Below are 21,176 nucleotides of genomic sequence, written 5' to 3'. Positions count from 1 at the left end.
GCGGACCCCCTCCGCGCCTGTTTAACCAGGGGAGAATTCCATGGCTGATTTAGATGATATCCGTGACGGCAAAGACTTCGGGCTTAACACGCCGCAAAAAAATACCCTTTATACCCTCAAAGGCTGCGGTTCGCTGGATTGGGGTATGCAGTCGCGTCTGGCCCGTATTTTTAATCCGCAGGACAATAAAACGGTCATGCTGGCCTTTGACCACGGCTATTTCCAGGGGCCGACCACCGGCCTTGAGCGGATTGATATTAATATCGCCCCGCTCTTTGAACACACTGATGTGCTGATGTGTACCCGCGGCATACTGCGTGCGCAGGTGCCGGTCGCAACCAATAAACCGGTTGTTCTGCGGGCATCCGGCGCTAACTCCATCCTGACGGAGCTCTCCAACGAAGCCGTTGCGGTAGCGATGGATGATGCGGTTCGTCTGAATGTGTCCGCGGTTGCGGCTCAGGTGTATATCGGAACAGAGCATGAGCACCAGTCCATCAAAAACATCATCAAAATGGTGGATGCGGGGATGCGTGTCGGTATGCCGGTAATGGCGGTAACCGGGGTGGGTAAAGATATGGCGCGTGACCAGCGTTATTTCTCTCTCGCCAGCCGTATTGCTGCCGAAATGGGTGCCAATATCATCAAAACCTATTTTGTTGAGGAAGGTTTTGAGCGCATCACTGCCGGTTGTCCGGTACCGATTGTCATTGCGGGCGGTAAAAAGCTGCCGGAAAACGAAGCACTCGATATGTGTTTCCGTGCCATTGACCAGGGCGCATCCGGGGTGGATATGGGCCGGAATATCTTCCAGTCCGAAGACCCGGTTGCCATGATGAAAGCGATCCGTGCCGTTGTGCATGGCGGTGAAAGTGCCGCACAGGCTTATCAGCTGTTCCTGAGCGAAAAGAACAAGGGGTAAATTTTGAACGTAACATTAGTGGAAATTAATGTGAAACCCGGCAAAGTGGACGAGTTTATTGCCGTTTTCCGTGAAAACCATCTGGGATCGGTAAAAGAGCCCGGTAACCTGCGTTTTGATGTGTTACAGGACCCGGAAGTGGAAACCCGCTTTTATATCTATGAAGCCTATGCCGATGATGCGGCCGTGGCGGCACATAAGAAAACCCCGCACTATTTACAGTGTGTGGAAAAGCTGGAAGACCTGATGACCGGCCCGCGTAAGAAAACGGTATTTATCGGTCTGATGCCGGAAGTAAAATAAGCGTACCGTCTTTATTCCGTTAAGTGACCGCATAACAGCGGTCACTTTTTTGTATTGATTATTCATTGTTTTATTATTATGGATAGTTACTTATCTTATTTGTTTTATCTTCTCCGGAAATCGGATTAATAAAATATAATAAGCGTACTCACAGTTGTATTCAAAAATAACAAGCATGTATTTTTTAATCTATCTCATATTTCCCTTCTGACATAAAATCTGGCTCAATCCATTTCGGTCCTTTCATATAATGGCCGCCTTTATCTCCTCCGCACATTATTTTTTCTTCATTCAGAAGCCGGTGCGTTTCGCGGAGAATCATAATATTACACGCCTCATATTTATGAGGGCCATTATGAAGATAAAAAAAACCGTCTATCGCAGGGTAAATAAGACCTCTTTCACGCCTGGCAACCAGAAACAGGATAACATCTTCCATCGATTCATTTTTTACCATTTCATTGTAATCAATCACTTTATACCTCAATCATCATATGTTGAAAATAGCGCCTCTGCTGTATACAGTAATGCTTTATCCGAACTCAATTGATAATCTTCCAATGTAGCCGTATGTGTATTATTCCAAACCTCCCCTCCATTCTCAGGTCGTACTCCATCTTTTATGCCCAGATTCCGGTAACGCTCCAGCTCACGGATTTCATGAGTATAAAACCGCTTATCTGTATCAGTCGCCGGAAACGTTCCTGTAAGAATATATTCCAGCCGTTCAAGCATAATGTCATTATCAGCACTAATTCCAAAACGGCTGATATGTAATCTTACCTTGTCTACTCCCTCACGGTCTATTACCGCAATCCGCCAGTCAAGTACTTCAATCGGTCCGCCAGCCCGCTCAGTATGGTAGTTACGTCCGCTGAATTTACCTTTGGCATTGGTTTCACCATAAGGGCTGCTGAGCATAATATATACAGGTTTCAGCCCGCTGCCATCAGGGAATATCAGAATAAAATCCGTAAAGGATATATCATCCGGCAACGGGAAACCGGTATGCATCGGTGTTACCGGTATTTCCGCCGATGTTCCTGTATGGAAAGGAAATATCAGCTCAGGAATAGATATCCCCCCCGGAAATCCGGGCGGTATCGGCGGATTAACCGGGTTAATAAGAATGGTCTCGGAAGATGGCAGAGATGCTTTATATACACCTGTAATACTATCTTTTATTGCATTAATAACCGGGATTTTCCCGCAACGATACCGGCGAACATCAAAAACGACCACCAACTTTTCAGTATTTTTTTCACGAATCCATAGACCGCGATAATCCCTTTCGGCAAAACCATCCGATATTCTTATATTACCGGCAGGAACGACTACTGCCATTTGCCCTGCAATACTGCTCGTCTGTATTATTACGGCGGAATGAGACTCCACAACACCATCTTCTGAATCATTTCTATCCGGTTTTTTGCCTGTCAGATAATCATGGAATAAAGGCTTCTCTTCATTTTGTTGCGGGATAATTCCGCTGCCTTTCACGGAAATCTGAAGTTGCCCGGTTTTATTTCCGTCAATCAGAAAAGTATCCTGGTTTTCAGTCAGTGATATCAGTCTCTTTTCAAAATGACGGATACGGTGCAACCAGTCCGGCCCGGCAACAATCATTGCCAAATGGCGTTCAGCCCTGTTCTTTTGTATCTCTGCCCGTATAAAATTACGTTCTGCGATTTTATGCCGGTTGATAACATCAAAATGTCTGTCAATATCCTGCTGAATTTGCTCTGCATATTTTCTTTCCAAATATCCGGAATGCGAAGCTGCTCTCCGATAATATGCAAGCTTTTTCATATAAGTTCCCAGGTCAATTTCCCGGTAATTTTTGCGATCTGATATAGCTTTTTTTCGTAATTCCGTGGTGTTATTCAGTTCAGTTTCTGCTGATTGATATGCTATCCGTGCCGCTTCAACCGGAAATTGTTCCTGCCAGAGACGGATGGTATTTTCAGATTCAATTTCTTCAAATAATGGTAATTGTGACAGGAACAGATAAACCGGTTCATGCTCACCAAAAAAATCAATAATGGCATGGTGTGTTTTTATATTAGGATTTGCCGGAATATAATGCTCAGCAAGAGGTGCCTGATTAATGCAGTCTGGTTTGGTAATAGTATTTTTGGTATTATTTATTACTGTGATAAGGACAGGAGGCATATCAGGAATTATATTGATACCATACACTCCGGGAATATCCGTTTTTTCTGCCTTAATCACCGGAATCATTTTATCTTTTACCGGTGTAATTACTGTCGTGTGCTTTCCGTCCCGCTCACCGGCGGCCAGAGATATAATAACGTCTGCCGGTACAGACCTTTTCCCTGCGGAAATTTCCGCTGAAGCATCCGTAACAAGTGTCGCCGGTAATGTGGTCAAAATATAAGGATCATCATCGCCTTCCCCATAGCTATTATCATGATAGTATATAACCGGAGGATCTTTTGCGATTGATGACGGCATTAATATTCCGGCAACACCCAGCATTCTGCCGGCAATCGGAAGCACTGTATCCAGTGCCAGTAATAAATGCGTTCTCAATGGAATGACAATAGCAGAGATATTACGGATATCGAGTGTAAACTTCAGAATACTTTGCTGCGGATACATTAATACGGCAAAACCAGCGAGTGCCGTATTCAAATAAGGCTCGTTTGTACCCGGTTCATCCACGCCCATTAATTCTGCATCCGGTAGATCTGAACTTACTGTTATTTCACCTAAATCAACAGCATTTCCCGGATACTGATAAATATCCGGAGGATACGATATCGGAGGAACATCAGAGAATGGGTCACTTCCGGTTCTTCTGCCACCGAACCGGCCGGGGTCATAATGATAAATATCACCATATGGTGTATGACTGATCCCCCAATCATGTTCAAATTCAGAAAATTTCAGGTAATCCTGTTTTTCGTAGTAAGTGTGACTTATTTTATCAATGCCTCGTTTTTTTCTCATCATTCCGTTTTCCTTTTATAATTCCCTTATGTTCCTTCTGAACATGTCGGTTTTGATGAGTTTACGAAGTGATTTATCCGCTGTAATTCTGTTAAAAAAACAGGGATCTGTTAATTCTGATGAACGTTATTTTTCCTGAATTTCAGGAGAATGGTTTTATAATAAATAACACCGATTATCTTATTGTCTGGTTGCCTGAACGGAATAAGTCCCTTACCATCGATGATAAATCAATCAGGATTCAGGGCTTTCCGGAGATATCATGAAAAAACTCACTGTAACCAGTTCAGTTCTGCCTTTGGCGCTATTTTCCGCTGTTTTCGCCCTGCCGTCTTATGCGGCAGAGACGGACTGTAAACCGATGTCTGAACAGACCCGGCTTAATCATATGAGAATGATGGGGCTTTCTTATCTGAACGGCCCGGTAAAATCGACCTCTATGATGACAACAGCCGGGCAGCAGGACAGCGGTACTCAGATTTTTTCTGCCAGCAATATTACACTGTCACCCTGCGGGCAGATCACGCACTATGATTTCACCCGCAGAAGTATGCAATACGATATGATCTTTGATTTACGGGTGACCGGGGCGGAAACTGCTGATGAGATCAGTATGGAATACCGCTTTTCTGCCGATTATGTCGGTAAGAAAAAAACGCGCCCGACTATCAGCCGGATTTTTCTGTCCAAAGATGCACAACAGGTTATCACCGGCTACCGGACAGAAAATTTTATCGAGGGTAACAGTACCATCATGACCGAGAAAGGCACCGTGGAATACCGCGATGGCAATATACATTCGGTTCTGATAAACAGTGAAATTCTCGCCAAATCCTACAATCTGAATTTTGATTATGATAAAGCAGACCGGCTGACCCGTATTTACACCACACCAATTCCTCTCAGTGACTTTAATTTCACCTACAATGAGAAAGGTGGCCTGGATAAAGGGACAGAAAGAACGGAATCCACCGGAATCGTAACCGGTAATGATATTCAGTGTACTGAATGGGATACGTACCAGAACTGTACCGCCGGTCTCTGGCTCCGGCATATTAACGGCGAACCTGCCGGTGAAGTCCCTTTCCGTACCACTTATGAGTATTACAGTAATAAATAACAGCAGAATACAATTAACATAATCGCATTACCCGATTTTATCGGGTAATGCCTGTTCTTTACTTCGCTGCTGCCGGCGGTGACAGTACGCCAGAATAACCAGTACCAGGTAAATGGCCGGTTCCGGTGTATCAGTCTTCGCTGCCAGAATATAGTGCGTAATCACAATGAACAGCAATGGATACAGCAGATTATGGATCCGTTTCCACCACCGGCCTGATAACCTGCGTATCCGGTCAGATGATGTCACCGCCATCAGACACAGAATGAACCAGCCCGCCGCACCGAGATTAAGATAAAAGCGGGACACTATCTCACTGAAAAAGAGTGCCGTATTTTCTGCGCCTATTTCAAGAAAAAAATAACTGGCCAGATGCAGCGTTGCCCAGAAAAAACACCATAATCCGAGTAATTTTCTCACCTGATATAAACTGTTCATCTTAAAATAAAAAGCGATCGCCGGTATCACTGCGATAATCATCACTAAACGAAGTGCCGTAATACCGGTGAAATGCTGAATATCTTTTGCCGGATCCGCCCCCAGCGCCCCGTAATTAACAGCATAAATAAGCCATACCAGCGGCAATCCTGCCGTCAGATGAAAAAAGAGATTAACCACCGGGTAACGGAATAATTTCATCATCAGAAATATCTCCGCAGATCCATCCCTTTATATAATTCCGCCACGTCTTCTGCATAACCGTTAAACAGTAATGTCGGTTGCCGTGTTGTCCGGCCTAACCCTCCGGAGCCGATAAAACGTTCTGTGGCCTGCGACCAGCGCGGATGATCAACCTGCGGGTTTACATTGGCATAAAAACCATATTCGCGGGGTGCTGAAAGATTCCATGTGGTCGGCGGCACAGATTCTGTCAGGCGGATTTTAACAATGGATTTTATGCCTTTAAAACCATATTTCCACGGCACCACCAGCCGGACAGGCGCACCATTTTGTTTCGGCAGTTCTTTTCCGTAAACACCTGTTGCCATCAGCGTCAGAGGATGAAGCGCTTCATCCAGGCGTAACCCTTCAATATACGGATACTGAAGCCCGCCCCCGGTAAAGCGGCTCTTTTGGCCGGGCATTTGTTCCGGGGCATACACCGTCTCAAAAGCAACATATTTCGCTTTGCTGTTCGGTTCCGCTGATAATAATAAATCTCTCAGAGGAAAACCGATCCACGGAATAACCATTGACCATGCTTCCACACAGCGCATCCGGTAAATACGCTCTTCGGCCTGAAATTTATGGCGGATCTCATCGGCATTTAATACCAGAGGCCGGTTAACTTCCCCTTCAATCGTCAGTGTCCATTCATCCGTTTTCAGGGTATGTGCGTTTTCAGCCGGGTCCGATTTATTCAGGCCGAATTCATAAAAATTATTATAACCGGTCACTTTATCTTCCGGCGTTAATACCAGGCCGGACTGATACTGTTCAGGTTTTGTATAACTGAGGTCTTTTAAGATTGTCTCCGGTACGCCGGGCTTATCATCACCGGAAAACCACGATAACAGACCGGCGCTGACTGACGGGCTGGCCAGTAATCCGGCAGTACCGGCACCTAATAACTTAAGCAGATTCCTGCGCTTCATCATAAATACAGATTCCGGTGTAATCTCAGATGATCGTATTATTTTTTTCATGATGAGTCCTTGTATTCAACAATCACAGTAATAACATTCCGTAACTGTTATACCGCATAATCTGAATTTAAAGCTGACAGGACGATGACAAATTTGTCATGAAAGGGACTGAACATCCGGGAAAATTAAGGTTACCGTATTATATAAGCCGGTACGTTCAAATCTGACCTCACCTGAATGCAGTTCTGTTATTGCCTGAACAATCGATAAGCCCAACCCGCTTCCTTCTGACGTTCTCGCATTATCTCCGCGCCAGAAACGGGTAAAGACCTGTTCACTGTTTTCAATAACATCACCTTCATTCATCACTGAAATGACGGTGCTGCCATGATTTTTTTCCGCAAGAGCAATAACCTCTGTATTGTTATATGAGTATTTAATCGCGTTTGACACCACATTAATCATAATCTGCATCAGCAAGACCCTGTCGGCTGATACCGTCACATCCGGTATTTTATTAATTAACCGGATATTTTTCTCATCCGCATAAAATGCCAGTAATTCATAAATATCCTCAACCAGCTCAGAAACAACGACAGGCTCCCGCTTCAGAATAATATTTTTATTCTCTGCCCTGGCGATAAACAGAATGTTTTGTATTATTTTTGCCAGTTTATCCAGTTCTTCTGTATTACTGGCGATAATCGCTTCATACTCATCCTCAGTGCGTGTTTTTTGCAATGTGATTTCATTCTGAATTTTAATGGCATTAATGGGTGTTCTTAATTCATGCGCTAAATCATCCGCAAGTTGTGTCAGCCGGGCAAAATCATTTTTCAGCCGTGAGCGCATGATATTCAGTGAATCGCCCAGGCTTTTCAGTTCATCCGGTAACCGGCTGATATCCACTGTCTGTCCCAGAGAGTGCAGATCTGTTTTTGCAGTGATCCGGCTGAGATGTGTAATATCCTGCAATCCCCGGCGGATAAGCCATATACTGAAGACGACCATCAGGAGGATAGCGATAACGGAAACAATCAGACTTTGCTGTAAATATCCGCGTAAAACACTGCTGCGATCAACAGAACGCTTTGCCAGCGTGACATATAACTTACCTTCGGGGACCTCAGTCTCAAAATTAATCACGGAAACCGGCATGTTATCATCGGTATTTTGGTATGAGATTGAAGGCGTTTCCTGATTATCCGGATAATTAAGTTTGTCCCGGGTATTCAGGGTGATCTCCGGGTTGGTATCCACAGTCACACGATTATCAGCATCCGTTATCTTAATAACGTCCTGCCGCATATCCATCATCCGCCGGAAATAAACAGGCAACGATTTAATATCAATACCACTGACAATCAGTTTAGCCAGTTGATCGGCCCGGTTAATCAGGATGTCATCATCTTTTGAGGCAAGTTCATTTTTCAGAGAGTGATAAAGGATCAGTGTGACAAACCCGGCGTTTGCCACCATCAGCAATATAAATAATGAGACAATTTTAAATCTCAGTGAGCGTATTTTCATCATTCAGATCCGTTCAGGCGGTATCCCATACCACGGACAGTTTCAATTAATTTACGATCATGACCGTCATCTATTTTTTTTCTGAGCCGCCGGACAGCCACATCGACAATATTGGTATCACTCTCAAAATCCATTCCCCACACCTCACCGGCAATCAGTGTTCTGGGCAGGATCTCCCCGGAATGCTGCGCAAAAAAGAGTAACAGAGAATATTCCTGACGTGTCAGCGGTATTTTCAGTCCAGCCCGCTGTACGTCATGACGGGTAAGATCAATGCTGAGATCGGCGATTTCAATCATCCTGGAATCAGGCTGACAGGTACGCAGCTGATTCCGGACTCTTGCCAGTAATTCGGAGAATGAAAACGGTTTAACCAGATAATCATTCGCTCCCAGTTCCAGTCCTTTTACCCGGTCAGCAACCGCATCCCTGGCCGTCAGACAAATAACCGGTACCATTTTGGAGGTTCTCAATATTCTCAGCACTTCCCAGCCATCCATACCGGGCAACATAATATCAAGAATAACCAGCCGGTAATTATTTTCCAGAGCGAGATACAATCCATCCCTGCCATCCGCAGTGATATCAACAATAAACCCGGCTTCCTCTAATCCCTTTTTAACCCAGCTGCCGGTCTTTTCATGATCTTCAATCAGTAATATTTTCATTTTTATAATCCGGAATTTTGTCTGGCACATCCTGCATCAGTGTATTTTAATTCCGGACATAAAAAAACAGCAGACCAATGCCACGCCCGAACGTGGCACCTCAGACCCGTTATCTTAATTTATAATGTCAGAATCCGCTCCGCTATCAGCGACATCAGCACATCTGCCTGCACATCAGTGATGATCGTGGTATTAATATGAGGCTCATCGATACGGCACTGCTTTTCAGCACCGCTCTGCACATCCGGCACAATTGCATGGCTGAAGCCAAAGAGCCTGCGTGACTCATATTCAATATCAACATGCCCGCTGACCCCTGAAAAAATATCCGGGCGGATTAAATATGCAATCACACAGGGATCATGCAGAAAAGGATCAAATTCCGCATATCCGCGCGCCATTTTTGCTGCGATTCCGGCAATAGCGCCACCCTGCTCTAATTCCCGGCATAACCCCGCCCGGATATCCGCTTTGTGGGTCACATCCAGCCCCAGCATGGTAATATGCTCTGCGCTGTCAAAAACGATATGTGCCGCATGCGGGTCGACATAGAAATTAAATTCCGCGGCAGGCGTGATATTTCCGCGGCGAAATGCTGCGCCTCCCATCAGAACGATATCTTTCACATTATCTCTGAGCCCCGGCTCTTTCAGCATTGCCATTGCAATATTGGTCAGCGGAGCTGTCGGGCACAGTGTGACTTCACCGGGATTGGACATCACGGTATCAATAATAAAATCCACCGCGTGTTTTTCTGAATAACGGTAAGGGGATTCAGGTAATGTTACGCCCGCCAGACCGTCGCTGCCGTGTACGGCTGTTTTGTTTCCCCGCCGTGCCAGCAGAGGACGCCCGCAGCCTTTGGCCAGTGGTATATCCGGACGCGACACAAGTGCGAGTATCCTGCGGGCGTTTTCATAAACCTTATCCGGCTCAACGTTACCGGCCACTGTTGTGATCCCCAGAACCTCAATTTCAGGAGAAGCCAGTGCAAGCAGAATCGCAATAGCATCATCCACACCCGGATCACAATCCATAATAATTTTCGTCATATAACCTCTCCTCTGATCACTCATATGATGTACTTAATGACAATACAGTCTTAACTCTGTCCTGCAAAAATACCGGCCATTGTCGCTGACAGGCAACTGACCAGTGTTGAGCCGATAATCAGCCGGAACGTATTTGCCGCTATTATTTTTCCGTGTTTTTTGCTAATCGCGGAAACGCAGCCGATAATCATTCCCACCGAGCCGAAATTCGCAAATGAAATCAGAAAAACAGACATAATAGTTTCTGTTCTCAGGCTGAGATCGTCTATTTTTATATAGTCAATCATTGCCACAAATTCATTGGCCAGCACCTTTGTGGCAATAATCTGCCCGAGCCGGATGCTGTCCTCCCACGGCACTCCCAGCACAAAAGCAAGCGGTGAAAAAATATAACCGAGGATACCCTGAAAACTTATCCCTGCAATGTGTAAAAACACATCATTTAATAAACTGATTAACGCAATAAACCCCAGAATAATAGGAACTATCGCCAGGATAAGTTTAAAACCATCCTGCATATGTTCGGTTATCACCTCAAAAAAGCTGTGCCGTTCATCGTTCACACCGGAAAAATTCTCCGGAATATCGACCGGGTCGCCGGGATTAATAACAGAAACGATAACAAATGTACTGAAAAAATTCAGGCACACACCGATAATAACAAACTGCGGTGATATCATTTGTGTATAAGCACCCAATATTGCGATATCGACTGTTGATAAAGAACACGCCGCAATGGTATACATCTGCGGTTTTGTCAGATTGGGTATATATTCTTTTATCGATACATAAACTGCCATCATACCTACCGCAACAGCACTGACAGCGGAAAAGGACTCAAGCTTGCCGACTTTCGCTATTTTATTAATAAGATAGCCGATAGTGATAATAATTAATCTGAGAATACCAAAATATTTTAAGATCCCGATAACAGCACAAATAAATACCAGCGGCATCAGTGCGGCAATAACAAATATTATGGGTTTTTTAGCCGTAATATCACCGAATACAAAATCTATCCCCTTGTTAGCATGATAAATCAAATACTCAATACCACCCGATGCAGTATGAAGTATTGCCAGTCCGGCAGAGGTATGCAGAAGTGCATAAGCCACCGCGCCTTCCAGTAATAACAATACTATTATCGGAACACATTTTCGTTTGATATCTCCGGCCTTAAAACTGACAGAAGCCGCTGCAATAAAAATTACGATAAGGCTGATAATGAAAATTAAATACTTCATAAAAACCCCGGTTATCTTTTATATTAGTTGTATGGATTATTTATGTGATATTCCTTTACATACATTCCTTTTTCAGTCTGACTTCAACACTGCTCCCGGACGGCATAGACGACGCACCTTTTTTTTCAACCGCCAGCGATGCGTACGCGACTGCAAATTTCACCGCCTCATCCATATTCCGGCCTTCGACCAGTCTGGCTGCCAGCGCCCCCGTGAAAGCATCACCGGCGCCGCTGGTATCAACCACAGACGCATTTATCGCGTTGTAATGTTTCATCACCGAACCGTTGAAATACAGCGCACCGTTATCACCAAGCGTCATAATGATCTCTTTCACGCCCAGAGCATGTATCACTCTTATAGCCTGTTCTGCAGAATACAGATTACTGATTTTAATACCTGATATAAGTTCCGCTTCTGTCCCGTTAGGTATTAATAAATCTACCGAGGATAAATACGGAATAATATCCTGTGAATATGGCGCCGGATTAATAATGACATAGCAACCACACATTTTTGCCATCTCAACAGCAAAAAGAGTAATATCCATATTATTCTCAAGCTGAGTAAGAAATATTTTTGCAGACTTCAGGTTGTTAATATCTGATAATATTTCTGATTTCGTTATCGTGGCATTGGCCCCCTGATCAATAATAATGCTGTTATTACCGGTAAGGCTTTCAACCATCACCAATGCGCTGCCGGTTTTTGTTTTAATATCCTTAATTAAGGTATATGACCCTATCTTAGTGGAACTGAAGTATTTTTCCGCATCCGTACCGAATGCATCATCGCCCACTTTAACAAAAAGATGTACATGACTGTTTAGTTCCGATGCTGCAATAGCCTGATTAGTCCCTTTACCTCCCGGATAAAAACGGGTTGATATTGCCCTGACTGTCTCGCCGACAGACGGAAATCGTTCAACTTCAGTAACCACATCTAAATTAAAAGACCCGAGGATATATAACAGGCATTTATTTTCATTTATCTTCCTCTTATCCTGACTTACAGATTCAACATTAAAAACCCTGGCTTCATTAACTGTTCTGTTTATAACCTCTTCCGGATTGTTTTTCTGTAATTTAACACCACCATGAAACTTGGTTGCCACACCTGATAATTGTAATTCACCGATATAGCGCCTTACTGTTCTTTCTGAAACATGCAGCAGTGCACTGAGTTCTTTTACATAAACAACATTATCTTTAATTAATTTATTCCGGATAAAGGCAAGACTGTTTTTTTTCTTCATACAGTTCCTCATTTTTTTAGATTAGTGTTTTCTCCCGATAATTCTGTCTGCACTGTCACGTTTATTGTCCGGATTCGGACAATTTGCTGTCCGTTTTTATCAGAGCCTGACAATTTAACCGTAAAATAAATAGTGAAATGAAAATTAATCTGTATATCTGGTTATGAGGATATGGATACGTGATTATACGTATCTGACAGTATGACTGAAGATGTCTGAAAAGGTGTAATTTTTTACTGACATAAAAAATCCGGAAATACAGATGTATTTCCGGATTCAGATAACAACAGGATCGCCGTGCGGATCCTTAATTGCCGGTGACAATCAGGCAAACTTAATCATCACCATTCCCAGCAGAAGCAGAATAATCCCGCCCCAGCCTTTGTAATTCAGGCGCTGGTTAAACAAAATCCAGCCTGCGGCCACGGTTGCCACAATACCGAATGCCCCCCACAGCGCATACGCAACAGAAAGTTCGATACCGCGGACAGCCAGTGCCAGACAACTGAACGCGCCTAATACCGCCAGCAGCGATAAAATACCCAGCCACGGACGTTTAAAGCCGTTTGACATTTTGAGCAGGATATTCGCCAGAATTTCCAGTACCACGGCCAGCAGCAAAAATGCCCCGTGCCACCATTCAAATGTCGGTAACATATTACGCCCCTTTCAGCATCTCATTCAGCGGCGTACGAACCGGTTTGGCTGCAGGCTGTTTTTTCTGTACTTTTTTGGTGCCGTATTTAATCAGCGTGATCCCGGCAATTAACAGCGTCAGACCACCCAGTTTCAGTGGTGACAGTGATTCATGGAACCACATTACACTGAAAGCGGTAATGAAGAGGATACCAATCCCTTCCCACAGCGCATAAGCCACTCCGAGAGCAACTTTTTTCACCGCCATGGAGAGCAGAATATAAGAGGAGGCAATCATGATATACATCACAATCATTCCCGCGCTGCCGCCGGAAACACTCGCGTATTTCATCGACAAGGTACCGATCACCTCGGTAATAATGGCTAAGCCTAAAAACATCCAGTAAATCATAGTTATTTCTCCTGATGGACAACGCATACAGGTCATCAGCACAAAACAGAAAGTTTGCGTGACTGAGTGCGTTTATCGCGAAACGAAAACGTTAAATGTAACGATGTGACCAAAAACGCAGGTGCGCTTGGTTCGTCAGACGAAAAGAGAAATAGCTATAACTCGCCGTACCAGTAGTGTTCGCTTGATACGATAGCGGAAAGGAAAAGTACATGGGTAGAACGTCGGATTTTAATCCTGCTACTACTGTCGCTTTGCATGATGTCTTATTCTTTTGTCTGTCCCCGGACAGGGTGACAACAATGAAAGAATCCTCCGGTTATTAATATTCATATTATTTTTAGCACAAGTAACCGTTTTCAGCAATGGTGCCGTGCGGTATTTTTAAGTAAATAATTTTATTTTTTAGACAGTTATAAAAAATGACCACCTTCTTATTCAGAAGATGGTCATAATTACGCAAATATTGAACCGGTTAACTACCTTTATTGATACCGCAGATGGATAATTATTCCACTTCGTTCCAGGCGTGACCGTCACGGGCCATCATAGCGATAGATGCGATTGGCCCCCAGCTGCCTGCCTGATACGGTTTCGGTGGTTCATTATCCAGCGCCCATGCGTGCATAATAGAATCCACCCATTTCCAGGCTTCCTCTACCTCATCACGACGGACAAACAGCGCCTGAATACCGCGCATGGCTTCCAGCAGCAGACGCTCATAAGCATCCGCAATATGCGTCTGGTTAAACGTCTCCGAGAAACTCAGATCCAGTTTGGTGGTTTGCAGGCGGTGTTTGTGATCCAGTCCCGGGGCTTTGTTCAGCACTTCGATATCAATACCCTCATCCGGCTGCAGACGGATAGTCAGCTTATTCGGCGGCAGATGCTGATAGGTTTCGTTGAAAATATTCAGGGACGGCTGTTTGAAATAAACCACCACTTCCGAACATTTCGACGGCATCCGCTTTCCGGTACGCAGATAGAACGGCACGCCTGACCAGCGCCAGTCGTCTATATCAGCACGGATAGCAACGAAGGTTTCTGTCTGGCTGACGGTATTTGCGCCCTCTTCATCCAGATAACCCGGCACTTTTTCACCGTGAACAAACCCGCCGGTATACTGCCCGCGCACTGTTTTTTCGCGGACATTCGTAATATCAATCGTCCGCAGCGAGCGCAGCACTTTGACTTTCTCATCGCGGATACGGTCGCTGGTCAGATCATCCGGCGGTGACATGGCAATCATGGTCAGAATTTGCAGCAGATGGCTCTGCACCATATCCCGCATCTGCCCCGCTTTATCAAAGTAACCCCAGCGCCCCTCAATCCCCACTTCCTCCGCCACGGTGATCTGGACGTGGTCGATGGTGCGGTTATCCCAGTTATTCACAAACAGGGAGTTGGCAAAGCGCAGCGCCAGCAGGTTCAGGACGGTTTCTTTACCGAGATAATGGTCGATACGGTAAATCTGGCTCTCTTTAAAATATTTCGCCACTTCGGTATTGATCGCCTGCGATGAAGCCAGATCATTACCCAGAGGTTTCTCCATCACCACGCGGCTCGGCTCTTTGTTCAGATGCGCTTCGCCCAGCCCTTTGCACATGGCGCTGAACGTTCCCGGCGGCATGGCGAAATAATAGACAGCGGTATTTTTGTTTTCCGCAATAATATTGGCGAGGCTTTTGAAATGAGATGTCTCATTCACATCGAGATTACAGAACAGCAGACGTGCACTGAATCGATCCCATAACTCCGGATCTAATTCTTCGTTGAGGAAGGTATTGAAAGCATCTTCAACAAATTTCTGATACTCCTCACGGGACCAGTCCGCCCGGCCTGCACCGATAATCCGGGTGTCCGGATGAATATTACCTGCTTTTTCAAGCTGATATAAAGACGGGAGTAACTTGCGGCGTGCGAGGTCGCCTTTGGTACCGAAAATGACCAAATCACAAGCGGGAGCCGTTGCTGTCAGCGCCATAGAAAACCTCTCCTCGTGGCTGTGGGATTGTAATTTTGTTACAGAGATAACGAATAATGTACTCGTTTGCGCCCGGCCAGTAAACATAAATGCGGGCCACCGCACATTCTGACAGGCTTGTGCGGCAGCGCTTTCCGGGTGCAATTTTGTAATTTAATTACTTTTTTGATGCAAACTTACTGAAATGAAAATCAGACACCGGTCAAACTTTCAAAAAAAAGCCGCTTTCAGGGGGATTTCCCCTCTGTATCACCGTGACTTACGTAGTATATTTTCAAAAAATGAAGGTGGCCGGTGTGTCACACAGATCAATATAAAAGGCACGATGGCATGAATATTTTAGACCGGCTCCGTAACAGTCTGGATTACCTGAGTAAATCGGAAAAAAAAGTTGCAGAGACGATCCTCGGCGCACCGCAGATAGCTATTCATTCCAGCATAGCCACACTGGCCAAAATGGCGGATGTCAGCGAACCGACCGTTAACCGGTTCTGCCGCCGCCTGGATACCAAAGGCTTTCCTGATTTTAAACTGCTGCTGGCGCAAAGCCTGGCAAACGGCACGCCGTATGTCAGCCGCAATGTGGACGAAAATGATTCGGTTGAGGCATACACCGGTAAAATCTTTGAATCCGCCATGGCCGGCCTGGATGCGGTCAGAAGCACCCTCGATATGCTGACCATCAACCGCGCCGTGGATTGCCTGACTCAGGCACGGAAAATCGCTTTTTTCGGCCTGGGTGCCTCTGCCGCAGTAGCGCATGACGCAATGAATAAGTTTTTCCGTTTCAATATCCCGGTAATTTATTCTGACGACGTGGTGATGCAGCGCATGAGCTGTATCAACAGTACCGAGGGAGATGTAGTGGTATTGATTTCTCATACCGGCCGGACCAAAAACCTGGTTGAGATAGCCCGTATCGCCCGCGAAAACGATGCCACCGTGATCGCCATCACCTCCGAGAACTCTCCGCTCGCTGCGGAAGCCTCACTGACCATCATTCTCAATGTGCCGGAAGACACGGATATTTATATGCCGATGATCTCCCGCCTGGCGCAGCTGACCATTATTGATGTGCTTGCCACCGGTTTTACCCTGCGCCGCGGCCCTAAATTCCGCGATAACCTGCGCCGGGTCAAAGAAGCCCTGAAAGACTCCCGCATCGACAAACTCCGTTGATTTTTAACCATTTGTGTCAATTTGACACATTTACTGCTGCCGGGTGTAATGACCATCACGAATTAGTAACATAACGGATGGTAGGATAACGTCTGACTCACTGTTTTGCGTTTGCTGACTCGATTTTTATTTTAAATACGCGATAATCAGACAGGAGTGAATCGATTTTACACTTTCCTGCCGGGACGGATTTTCCCGGCGGGGAGTTTTTTATCAACACCATTTCACCTTATTCAGGTCAACGGAGTAATTTATGTCAATACGCCTCAGAAGAACGAAAATCGTAACGACCCTGGGTCCCGCCACCGATCGCGATAACAACCTTGAAAAAATCATCCGTGCCGGTGCCAATGTGGTTCGTATGAACTTTTCTCACGGCAGCCCGGAAGATCACGTTGAACGTGCGAATAAAGTCCGTGAAATCGCTGCCCGCCTCGGCGTTCAGGTCGCTATCCTTGGTGATCTCCAGGGACCGAAAATCCGTGTGTCCACCTTTAAAGATAATAAAGTCCTGCTGAATGTCGGTGATAAATTTGTTCTGGATGCGGAACTGGGCAAAGGCGAAGGCACCAGTGAACACGTCGGGATCGACTATAAAAAGCTGCCGGAAGATGTGGTGGCAGATGACATCCTGTTACTCGATGATGGCCGCGTGCAGCTGAAAGTCCTGGATGTTAAAGGCACCAAAATCATGACAGAAGTCACCGTCGGTGGTTTGCTGTCCAATAATAAAGGTATCAACAAACTCGGCGGCGGATTGTCTGCCGACGCGCTGACAGAAAAAGATAAAGAAGATATCAAAACAGCCGCCCGTATTAATGTTGATTACCTTGCAGTTTCCTTCCCGCGCAGCGCGGAAGATCTGCACTACGCCCGCCGTCTCGCCCGCGATGCCGGTTGTGAGGCAATGATTGTCTCCAAAGTGGAACGCGCAGAAGCCGTCGCCACTGACCAGGTTATGGATGAAATCATTCTCGCATCTGATGTGGTGATGGTTGCACGTGGTGACCTCGGTGTGGAAATCGGTGATCCGGAGCTGGTCGGCGTCCAGAAAAAGCTGATTCGTCGTAGTCGTCAACTGAATCGTGTCGTGATCACAGCAACCCAGATGATGGAATCTATGATCACTAATCCGATGCCGACCCGTGCGGAAGTCATGGACGTGGCAAACGCCGTGCTCGACGGTACCGATGCGGTGATGCTCTCTGCAGAAACCGCTGCCGGTCAGTATCCTGCTGAAACCGTGGAAGCGATGGCGCGGGTTTGTCTGGGTGCGGAGAAAATGCCGAATGTGAATATCTCCAAACACCGCCTGGATATGACCTTCGACAATCCGGAAGAAGCAATCGCGATGTCCACCATGTACGCGGCAAACCACCTCAACGGCGTGAAAGCGATTATTGCCATGACCGAATCCGGCCGTACCGCGCGTATGATGTCCCGCATCAGCTCCGGCCTGCCGATTTTTGCGATGTCCCGCCACGAAAAAACCCTGAACCAGTGCTCACTGTACCGAGGTGTCACCCCGGTATTCTGCAGCACCCACACCGATGGCCTGGCTGCGGTCACTGAAGCTATCAGCCGCCTGAAAGAAAAAGGCTATCTGTGCACCGGCGACCTGGTTATGGTCACCCAGGGCGACCAGATGGGCCTGGTCGGCAGCACCAATACCAGCCGTATTCTTGAAGTGAAGTAATTTTCTTCAGACAAAACTGAAACCGCCTGTCTGGTGACAGGCGGTTTTTTTTGTTTTAATGCCTTGTATCCATGAGACTTTAAATTTAAGTGAAGAGTCATGCTCTGCATTTAACTTTAGCAACCTTGCCACACCTCCATAATAAAGATTTCAATAATCGATAATAATAAACTGTCTGCAAAAAACCATTACCAAATACCGTCTGATTAAATCAGGTCTTTCTTAAAGTTACTTATATTTCATGAGTACCAAATATATTAGTGCATGTTTTTTCTTTAATATTCCATATTTCTGCTCTGGTCTTATCTTTAGAAAAATCAATATTAATATCAATAAATTTATCCAAATAATCATTTTTGGGTGAATCAGGTAATTCAACAACAGTACCAGAACCAGAACCAACATAATAATTTTTATTAGGTCTCGGTATAAATGCGCTAGACGTAATATGAGTTCTATTATAATTATACGTCATTGATTTTGCAGCATAAAATAAATTGGGCTCAATGGTGAATTTAATAATTCCACCAGTACGATGAGAACCCATACCAACCGTCGTTAGTTGTTTTTCCTTAAATATTTCAAAACACTGTTTTTTTTCATTGAATTGATAGAATGAAAGAGATATTTAAGTTTTTGTAGCAATATCATGCAGATAAATAGTTGATACATCTGTACCTGTATAATTTTCAAGGTTGCTCCTGAATGTTCCTCTGCTAAAGCATCCTGTAACTAACATGGAAATAGAAGATAATATAATAAGCTTTACCACCCCATCTATGATTAATTTCTTACTGGTCATTTTTATTCCCCATGCTTTTTCCCGATGTCTGTACGACCCAATTTTTCAGGGATAATTTTCTATTTTTTGGATCTGATCCAGACTATTGACGTTTCATTCACCACTCCGGAACAAATACCGTCAATGCATTCAGCTATTTCGCCGCAGGTGTTTGACTCGTTTTTATCTTTAGTCCGTTAAAAGACGGATACGGGATCTGACTGAAAGTGTCCACACAGTGACCACATTTGATATTTTTATGTAATCCAATCCCTCTTCTCAGGAGTTTTATTTTCCAAGCAAACGCCATTGGGGCAAGTAAGGGCTTATAAACGCCACTTGGCTTTGACTGCACAGCTATGGCAGGTCTAAACCTAATCTGACAGGCAGAGCTGTGCCAAGAGCGAACGTTTATAAATGTAACTAAGGTATTTCTTTCTCAAAAGTCTCTTAGTTTTTAAGTGCTGAAATTGTACGGCTAAGCCGTCTCAAGAGGTCATCGTAGGTAATGATGTCCATCATCTTGGTATACTTTCGCTTGATAATTTCGAAATCGAGTTTTTGATTTTCTGTCATATTTCCATTGCCAATCTGGTCACGTCCAACAATGATGATAGCTTTGGGGTTAGAAATATGAATACTCATCCCTGGGGGTAGCCTATTCCCATATTTTTTTGTAAGGTTATCTTCACCTTTTATTCCCCATTTTGATAAATGGAAGAGATATTTTTCAGCTTGCATGATACTACCACTTAGTACTGACGTTGGTATGCTATTTCCTCTATACTCTGTCCTGCGTAAAATCTCATCGTCAAATGGCCTTTTAATTTCAATAATATCTAAATTACCGCTAGAATCAATCAAACCTATATCTATGTATCGATTTGTTTTCTGACCCAGATTGCTATAGTAATCATGGATTGTAATATTTTCAATAACAAGAATATACTTTGGAAATAAAAGAAGAAGGAATTGCACCATCAGTTTTTGCCAATCTTTTTCGGAGCAATCCTTTTTCGAACTTAAAGCATTCTCAATAACATCTCTAATTAAAGCATATTTTTTTATTTCTAGTTCATTGATAGTTTTTAAATCTAGACTACTTGCTGTCGTTGATGCTATTTTATTGAGATACGCTTCGTAGAGCCCTCTGGCATCTTTCATGCCGTCCAAATATTGCTCAAGAATTATATGTACTCTAGCATCAGCATATCTATCCACTTCATATGAGTTGGGGAATTTACTTAATAGTTCACTGAAAACATTAAAAGGGATTGCCTCTGTAGCATCTCCACCAATAAAAATTGGATTACTATGATTCAATATACGTGAAAGTCGACCAAAAATAGAAACATTACGCTCAGCAGCAAAAAATTTTCGACTAAGATTGATATTTTTACTTATATACAAATCATTTTTAATATTTAAAACACAACCTGGGATAACAATATAATCACCATTAAAAGTCCCAAATTGAAACTCATAAATATAATTACCCCAGTCTTGATCAGGGGACGGATGATCGAGTAAATCGCTAATATCAAAATAAAAAACTTTAGAAATTTTTACAGTTGAATGGGTTTCTAATTCATGCCAAACCCAAGATCTAATTGTTGATTCTGGATCGTATTTAAATACAATCCCTGTATTAGTAGTTATGAAATCAATCATTTCTCTCTCCAGAGCTAAAATAGACCATAAACCAAATTTATTATAAATATCCCGCTCAGACTCATAGAACCATTTTTGATAATTTTTATCTTTGTGTAAAGATTTATTCCACTTCTCGCTCAACGTAGAATGCTAGATTTAATGGTGTACTGCCAGTGAAAACC

19 protein-coding genes are annotated in these 21,176 nt (G+C 44.3%); 5 read left to right on the top strand and 14 right to left on the bottom strand.

All coding sequences use genetic code 11. From position 1 onward, the window contains the following. Positions 1–40 precede the first annotated feature (40 nt). Both lsrF and lsrG read left to right on the top strand, forming a co-directional pair. Positions 41–922: a 3-hydroxy-5-phosphonooxypentane-2,4-dione thiolase gene (gene lsrF, locus AAZR23_RS04595; protein ID WP_046892194.1), complete on the top strand. Its 882-nt coding sequence runs from the start codon at positions 41–43 to the stop codon at positions 920–922. A 3-nt stretch (positions 923–925) separates the two neighbouring features. Further along, entirely contained in the window at positions 926–1,225 is a 300-nt protein-coding gene (gene lsrG / locus AAZR23_RS04590; RefSeq protein ID WP_004239424.1) for a (4S)-4-hydroxy-5-phosphonooxypentane-2,3-dione isomerase, read from the top strand. Between the two features lie 184 nt (positions 1,226–1,409). On the opposite strand, the gene AAZR23_RS04585 is transcribed toward lsrG, so the two are convergent. Together AAZR23_RS04585 and AAZR23_RS04580 are read right to left on the bottom strand one after the other, a co-directional pair. Continuing rightward, positions 1,410–1,700 carry a hypothetical protein gene (locus tag AAZR23_RS04585; RefSeq protein ID WP_434690818.1) on the bottom strand — a complete coding sequence of 97 codons (291 nt, stop codon included), beginning with the start codon at positions 1,698–1,700 and terminating at the stop codon, positions 1,410–1,412. Positions 1,701–1,708: 8 nt separating this feature from the next. Beyond that, positions 1,709–4,201 carry a colicin-like bacteriocin tRNase domain-containing protein gene (locus AAZR23_RS04580; protein ID WP_434690815.1) on the bottom strand — a complete coding sequence of 831 codons (2,493 nt, stop codon included), beginning with the start codon at positions 4,199–4,201 and terminating at the stop codon, positions 1,709–1,711. Between the two features lie 259 nt (positions 4,202–4,460). Between AAZR23_RS04580 and AAZR23_RS04575 the strand changes: the two genes are divergently transcribed. Beyond that, positions 4,461–5,318 (top strand): hypothetical protein, encoded by an 858-nt coding sequence (locus AAZR23_RS04575; RefSeq protein ID WP_434690812.1) that lies wholly within the window; start codon positions 4,461–4,463, stop codon positions 5,316–5,318. 27 nt (positions 5,319–5,345) lie between these two features. Here the strand turns inward: AAZR23_RS04575 and AAZR23_RS04570 are convergent, their stop codons facing one another. The 10 genes from AAZR23_RS04570 to zwf form a co-directional block, all read right to left on the bottom strand. Continuing rightward, complete coding sequence (locus AAZR23_RS04570; RefSeq protein ID WP_434690809.1) at positions 5,346–5,960, bottom strand: sulfite oxidase heme-binding subunit YedZ; 615 nt, start codon at positions 5,958–5,960, stop codon at positions 5,346–5,348. Continuing rightward, positions 5,960–6,964 carry a protein-methionine-sulfoxide reductase catalytic subunit MsrP gene (gene msrP, locus AAZR23_RS04565; RefSeq protein WP_434690806.1) on the bottom strand — a complete coding sequence of 335 codons (1,005 nt, stop codon included), beginning with the start codon at positions 6,962–6,964 and terminating at the stop codon, positions 5,960–5,962. The genes AAZR23_RS04570 and msrP overlap by 1 nt, the downstream gene beginning before the upstream one ends. Positions 6,965–7,060: 96 nt before the next feature. After that, a complete protein-coding gene (locus AAZR23_RS04560) occupies positions 7,061–8,437 on the bottom strand; it encodes an ATP-binding protein (protein WP_434690803.1) in 1,377 nt (458 codons plus the stop codon). Beyond that, on the bottom strand, positions 8,434–9,102 hold the full coding sequence (locus AAZR23_RS04555; protein ID WP_046892199.1) for a heavy metal response regulator transcription factor: 669 nt from the start codon (positions 9,100–9,102) through the stop codon (positions 8,434–8,436). The genes AAZR23_RS04560 and AAZR23_RS04555 overlap by 4 nt, the downstream gene beginning before the upstream one ends. Before the next feature lie 119 nt (positions 9,103–9,221). Continuing rightward, the gene (locus AAZR23_RS04550; RefSeq protein WP_052927905.1) at positions 9,222–10,154 is read right to left on the bottom strand and encodes a nucleoside hydrolase; all 933 of its coding nucleotides are present in this window, start codon (positions 10,152–10,154) and stop codon (positions 9,222–9,224) included. Between the two features lie 50 nt (positions 10,155–10,204). After that, on the bottom strand, positions 10,205–11,398 hold the full coding sequence (locus AAZR23_RS04545) for a NupC/NupG family nucleoside CNT transporter (protein ID WP_107679069.1): 1,194 nt from the start codon (positions 11,396–11,398) through the stop codon (positions 10,205–10,207). Positions 11,399–11,453: 55 nt separating this feature from the next. After that, positions 11,454–12,653, bottom strand: a complete 1,200-nt coding sequence (locus AAZR23_RS04540) for a PfkB family carbohydrate kinase (RefSeq protein WP_434690798.1) — start codon at positions 12,651–12,653, stop codon at positions 11,454–11,456. A 324-nt stretch (positions 12,654–12,977) separates the two neighbouring features. Next, positions 12,978–13,310 carry a multidrug/spermidine efflux SMR transporter subunit MdtI gene (gene mdtI / locus AAZR23_RS04535; protein WP_166707718.1) on the bottom strand — a complete coding sequence of 111 codons (333 nt, stop codon included), beginning with the start codon at positions 13,308–13,310 and terminating at the stop codon, positions 12,978–12,980. 1 nt (position 13,311) lies between these two features. Beyond that, positions 13,312–13,701: a multidrug/spermidine efflux SMR transporter subunit MdtJ gene (gene mdtJ, locus AAZR23_RS04530; RefSeq protein WP_166707717.1), complete on the bottom strand. Its 390-nt coding sequence runs from the start codon at positions 13,699–13,701 to the stop codon at positions 13,312–13,314. Positions 13,702–14,209: 508 nt separating this feature from the next. Further along, complete coding sequence (gene zwf, locus AAZR23_RS04525) at positions 14,210–15,685, bottom strand: glucose-6-phosphate dehydrogenase (protein ID WP_046892204.1); 1,476 nt, start codon at positions 15,683–15,685, stop codon at positions 14,210–14,212. Positions 15,686–16,015: 330 nt separating this feature from the next. On the opposite strand from zwf, the gene AAZR23_RS04520 reads away from it, so the two are divergent. Both AAZR23_RS04520 and pyk read left to right on the top strand, forming a co-directional pair. Continuing rightward, a complete protein-coding gene (locus tag AAZR23_RS04520) occupies positions 16,016–16,864 on the top strand; it encodes a MurR/RpiR family transcriptional regulator (RefSeq protein WP_046892205.1) in 849 nt (282 codons plus the stop codon). A gap of 253 nt (positions 16,865–17,117) precedes the next feature. Next, positions 17,118–18,560: a pyruvate kinase gene (gene pyk, locus AAZR23_RS04515; protein ID WP_166707715.1), complete on the top strand. Its 1,443-nt coding sequence runs from the start codon at positions 17,118–17,120 to the stop codon at positions 18,558–18,560. A 232-nt stretch (positions 18,561–18,792) separates the two neighbouring features. Here pyk and AAZR23_RS04510 read toward each other — a convergent pair whose 3' ends face one another. Both AAZR23_RS04510 and AAZR23_RS04505 read right to left on the bottom strand, forming a co-directional pair. After that, a complete protein-coding gene (locus AAZR23_RS04510; RefSeq protein WP_434690791.1) occupies positions 18,793–19,107 on the bottom strand; it encodes a hypothetical protein in 315 nt (104 codons plus the stop codon). Positions 19,108–19,791: 684 nt separating this feature from the next. After that, entirely contained in the window at positions 19,792–21,135 is a 1,344-nt protein-coding gene (locus AAZR23_RS04505; protein ID WP_434690789.1) for a Shedu immune nuclease family protein, read from the bottom strand. Between the last annotated feature and the right edge of the window lie 41 nt (positions 21,136–21,176).

This window comes from Morganella sp. Je.2.23 (assembly GCF_051129855.1).
Lineage (GTDB): Bacteria > Pseudomonadota > Gammaproteobacteria > Enterobacterales > Enterobacteriaceae > Morganella > Morganella sibonii.
The sequence above is the reverse complement of the archived record's forward strand: the minus strand, read 5'-3'. Positions and strand labels throughout refer to the sequence as shown.

Coding starts and splice junctions, on each gene's coding strand:
- msrP (WP_434690806.1), bottom strand. CDS start 6,964: ATGAAAAAAATAATACGATCATCTGAGATTACACCGGAATCTGTATTT.
- AAZR23_RS04580 (WP_434690815.1), bottom strand. CDS start 4,201: ATGATGAGAAAAAAACGAGGCATTGATAAAATAAGTCACACTTACTAC.
- pyk (WP_166707715.1), top strand. CDS start 17,118: ATGTCAATACGCCTCAGAAGAACGAAAATCGTAACGACCCTGGGTCCC.
- AAZR23_RS04575 (WP_434690812.1), top strand. CDS start 4,461: ATGAAAAAACTCACTGTAACCAGTTCAGTTCTGCCTTTGGCGCTATTT.
- mdtJ (WP_166707717.1), bottom strand. CDS start 13,701: ATGATTTACTGGATGTTTTTAGGCTTAGCCATTATTACCGAGGTGATC.
- AAZR23_RS04570 (WP_434690809.1), bottom strand. CDS start 5,960: ATGATGAAATTATTCCGTTACCCGGTGGTTAATCTCTTTTTTCATCTG.
- AAZR23_RS04540 (WP_434690798.1), bottom strand. CDS start 12,653: ATGAAGAAAAAAAACAGTCTTGCCTTTATCCGGAATAAATTAATTAAA.
- AAZR23_RS04520 (WP_046892205.1), top strand. CDS start 16,016: ATGAATATTTTAGACCGGCTCCGTAACAGTCTGGATTACCTGAGTAAA.
- mdtI (WP_166707718.1), bottom strand. CDS start 13,310: ATGTTACCGACATTTGAATGGTGGCACGGGGCATTTTTGCTGCTGGCC.
- AAZR23_RS04510 (WP_434690791.1), bottom strand. CDS start 19,107: ATGGGTTCTCATCGTACTGGTGGAATTATTAAATTCACCATTGAGCCC.
- zwf (WP_046892204.1), bottom strand. CDS start 15,685: ATGGCGCTGACAGCAACGGCTCCCGCTTGTGATTTGGTCATTTTCGGT.
- AAZR23_RS04560 (WP_434690803.1), bottom strand. CDS start 8,437: ATGATGAAAATACGCTCACTGAGATTTAAAATTGTCTCATTATTTATA.
- AAZR23_RS04545 (WP_107679069.1), bottom strand. CDS start 11,398: ATGAAGTATTTAATTTTCATTATCAGCCTTATCGTAATTTTTATTGCA.
- AAZR23_RS04555 (WP_046892199.1), bottom strand. CDS start 9,102: ATGAAAATATTACTGATTGAAGATCATGAAAAGACCGGCAGCTGGGTT.
- AAZR23_RS04550 (WP_052927905.1), bottom strand. CDS start 10,154: ATGACGAAAATTATTATGGATTGTGATCCGGGTGTGGATGATGCTATT.
- lsrF (WP_046892194.1), top strand. CDS start 41: ATGGCTGATTTAGATGATATCCGTGACGGCAAAGACTTCGGGCTTAAC.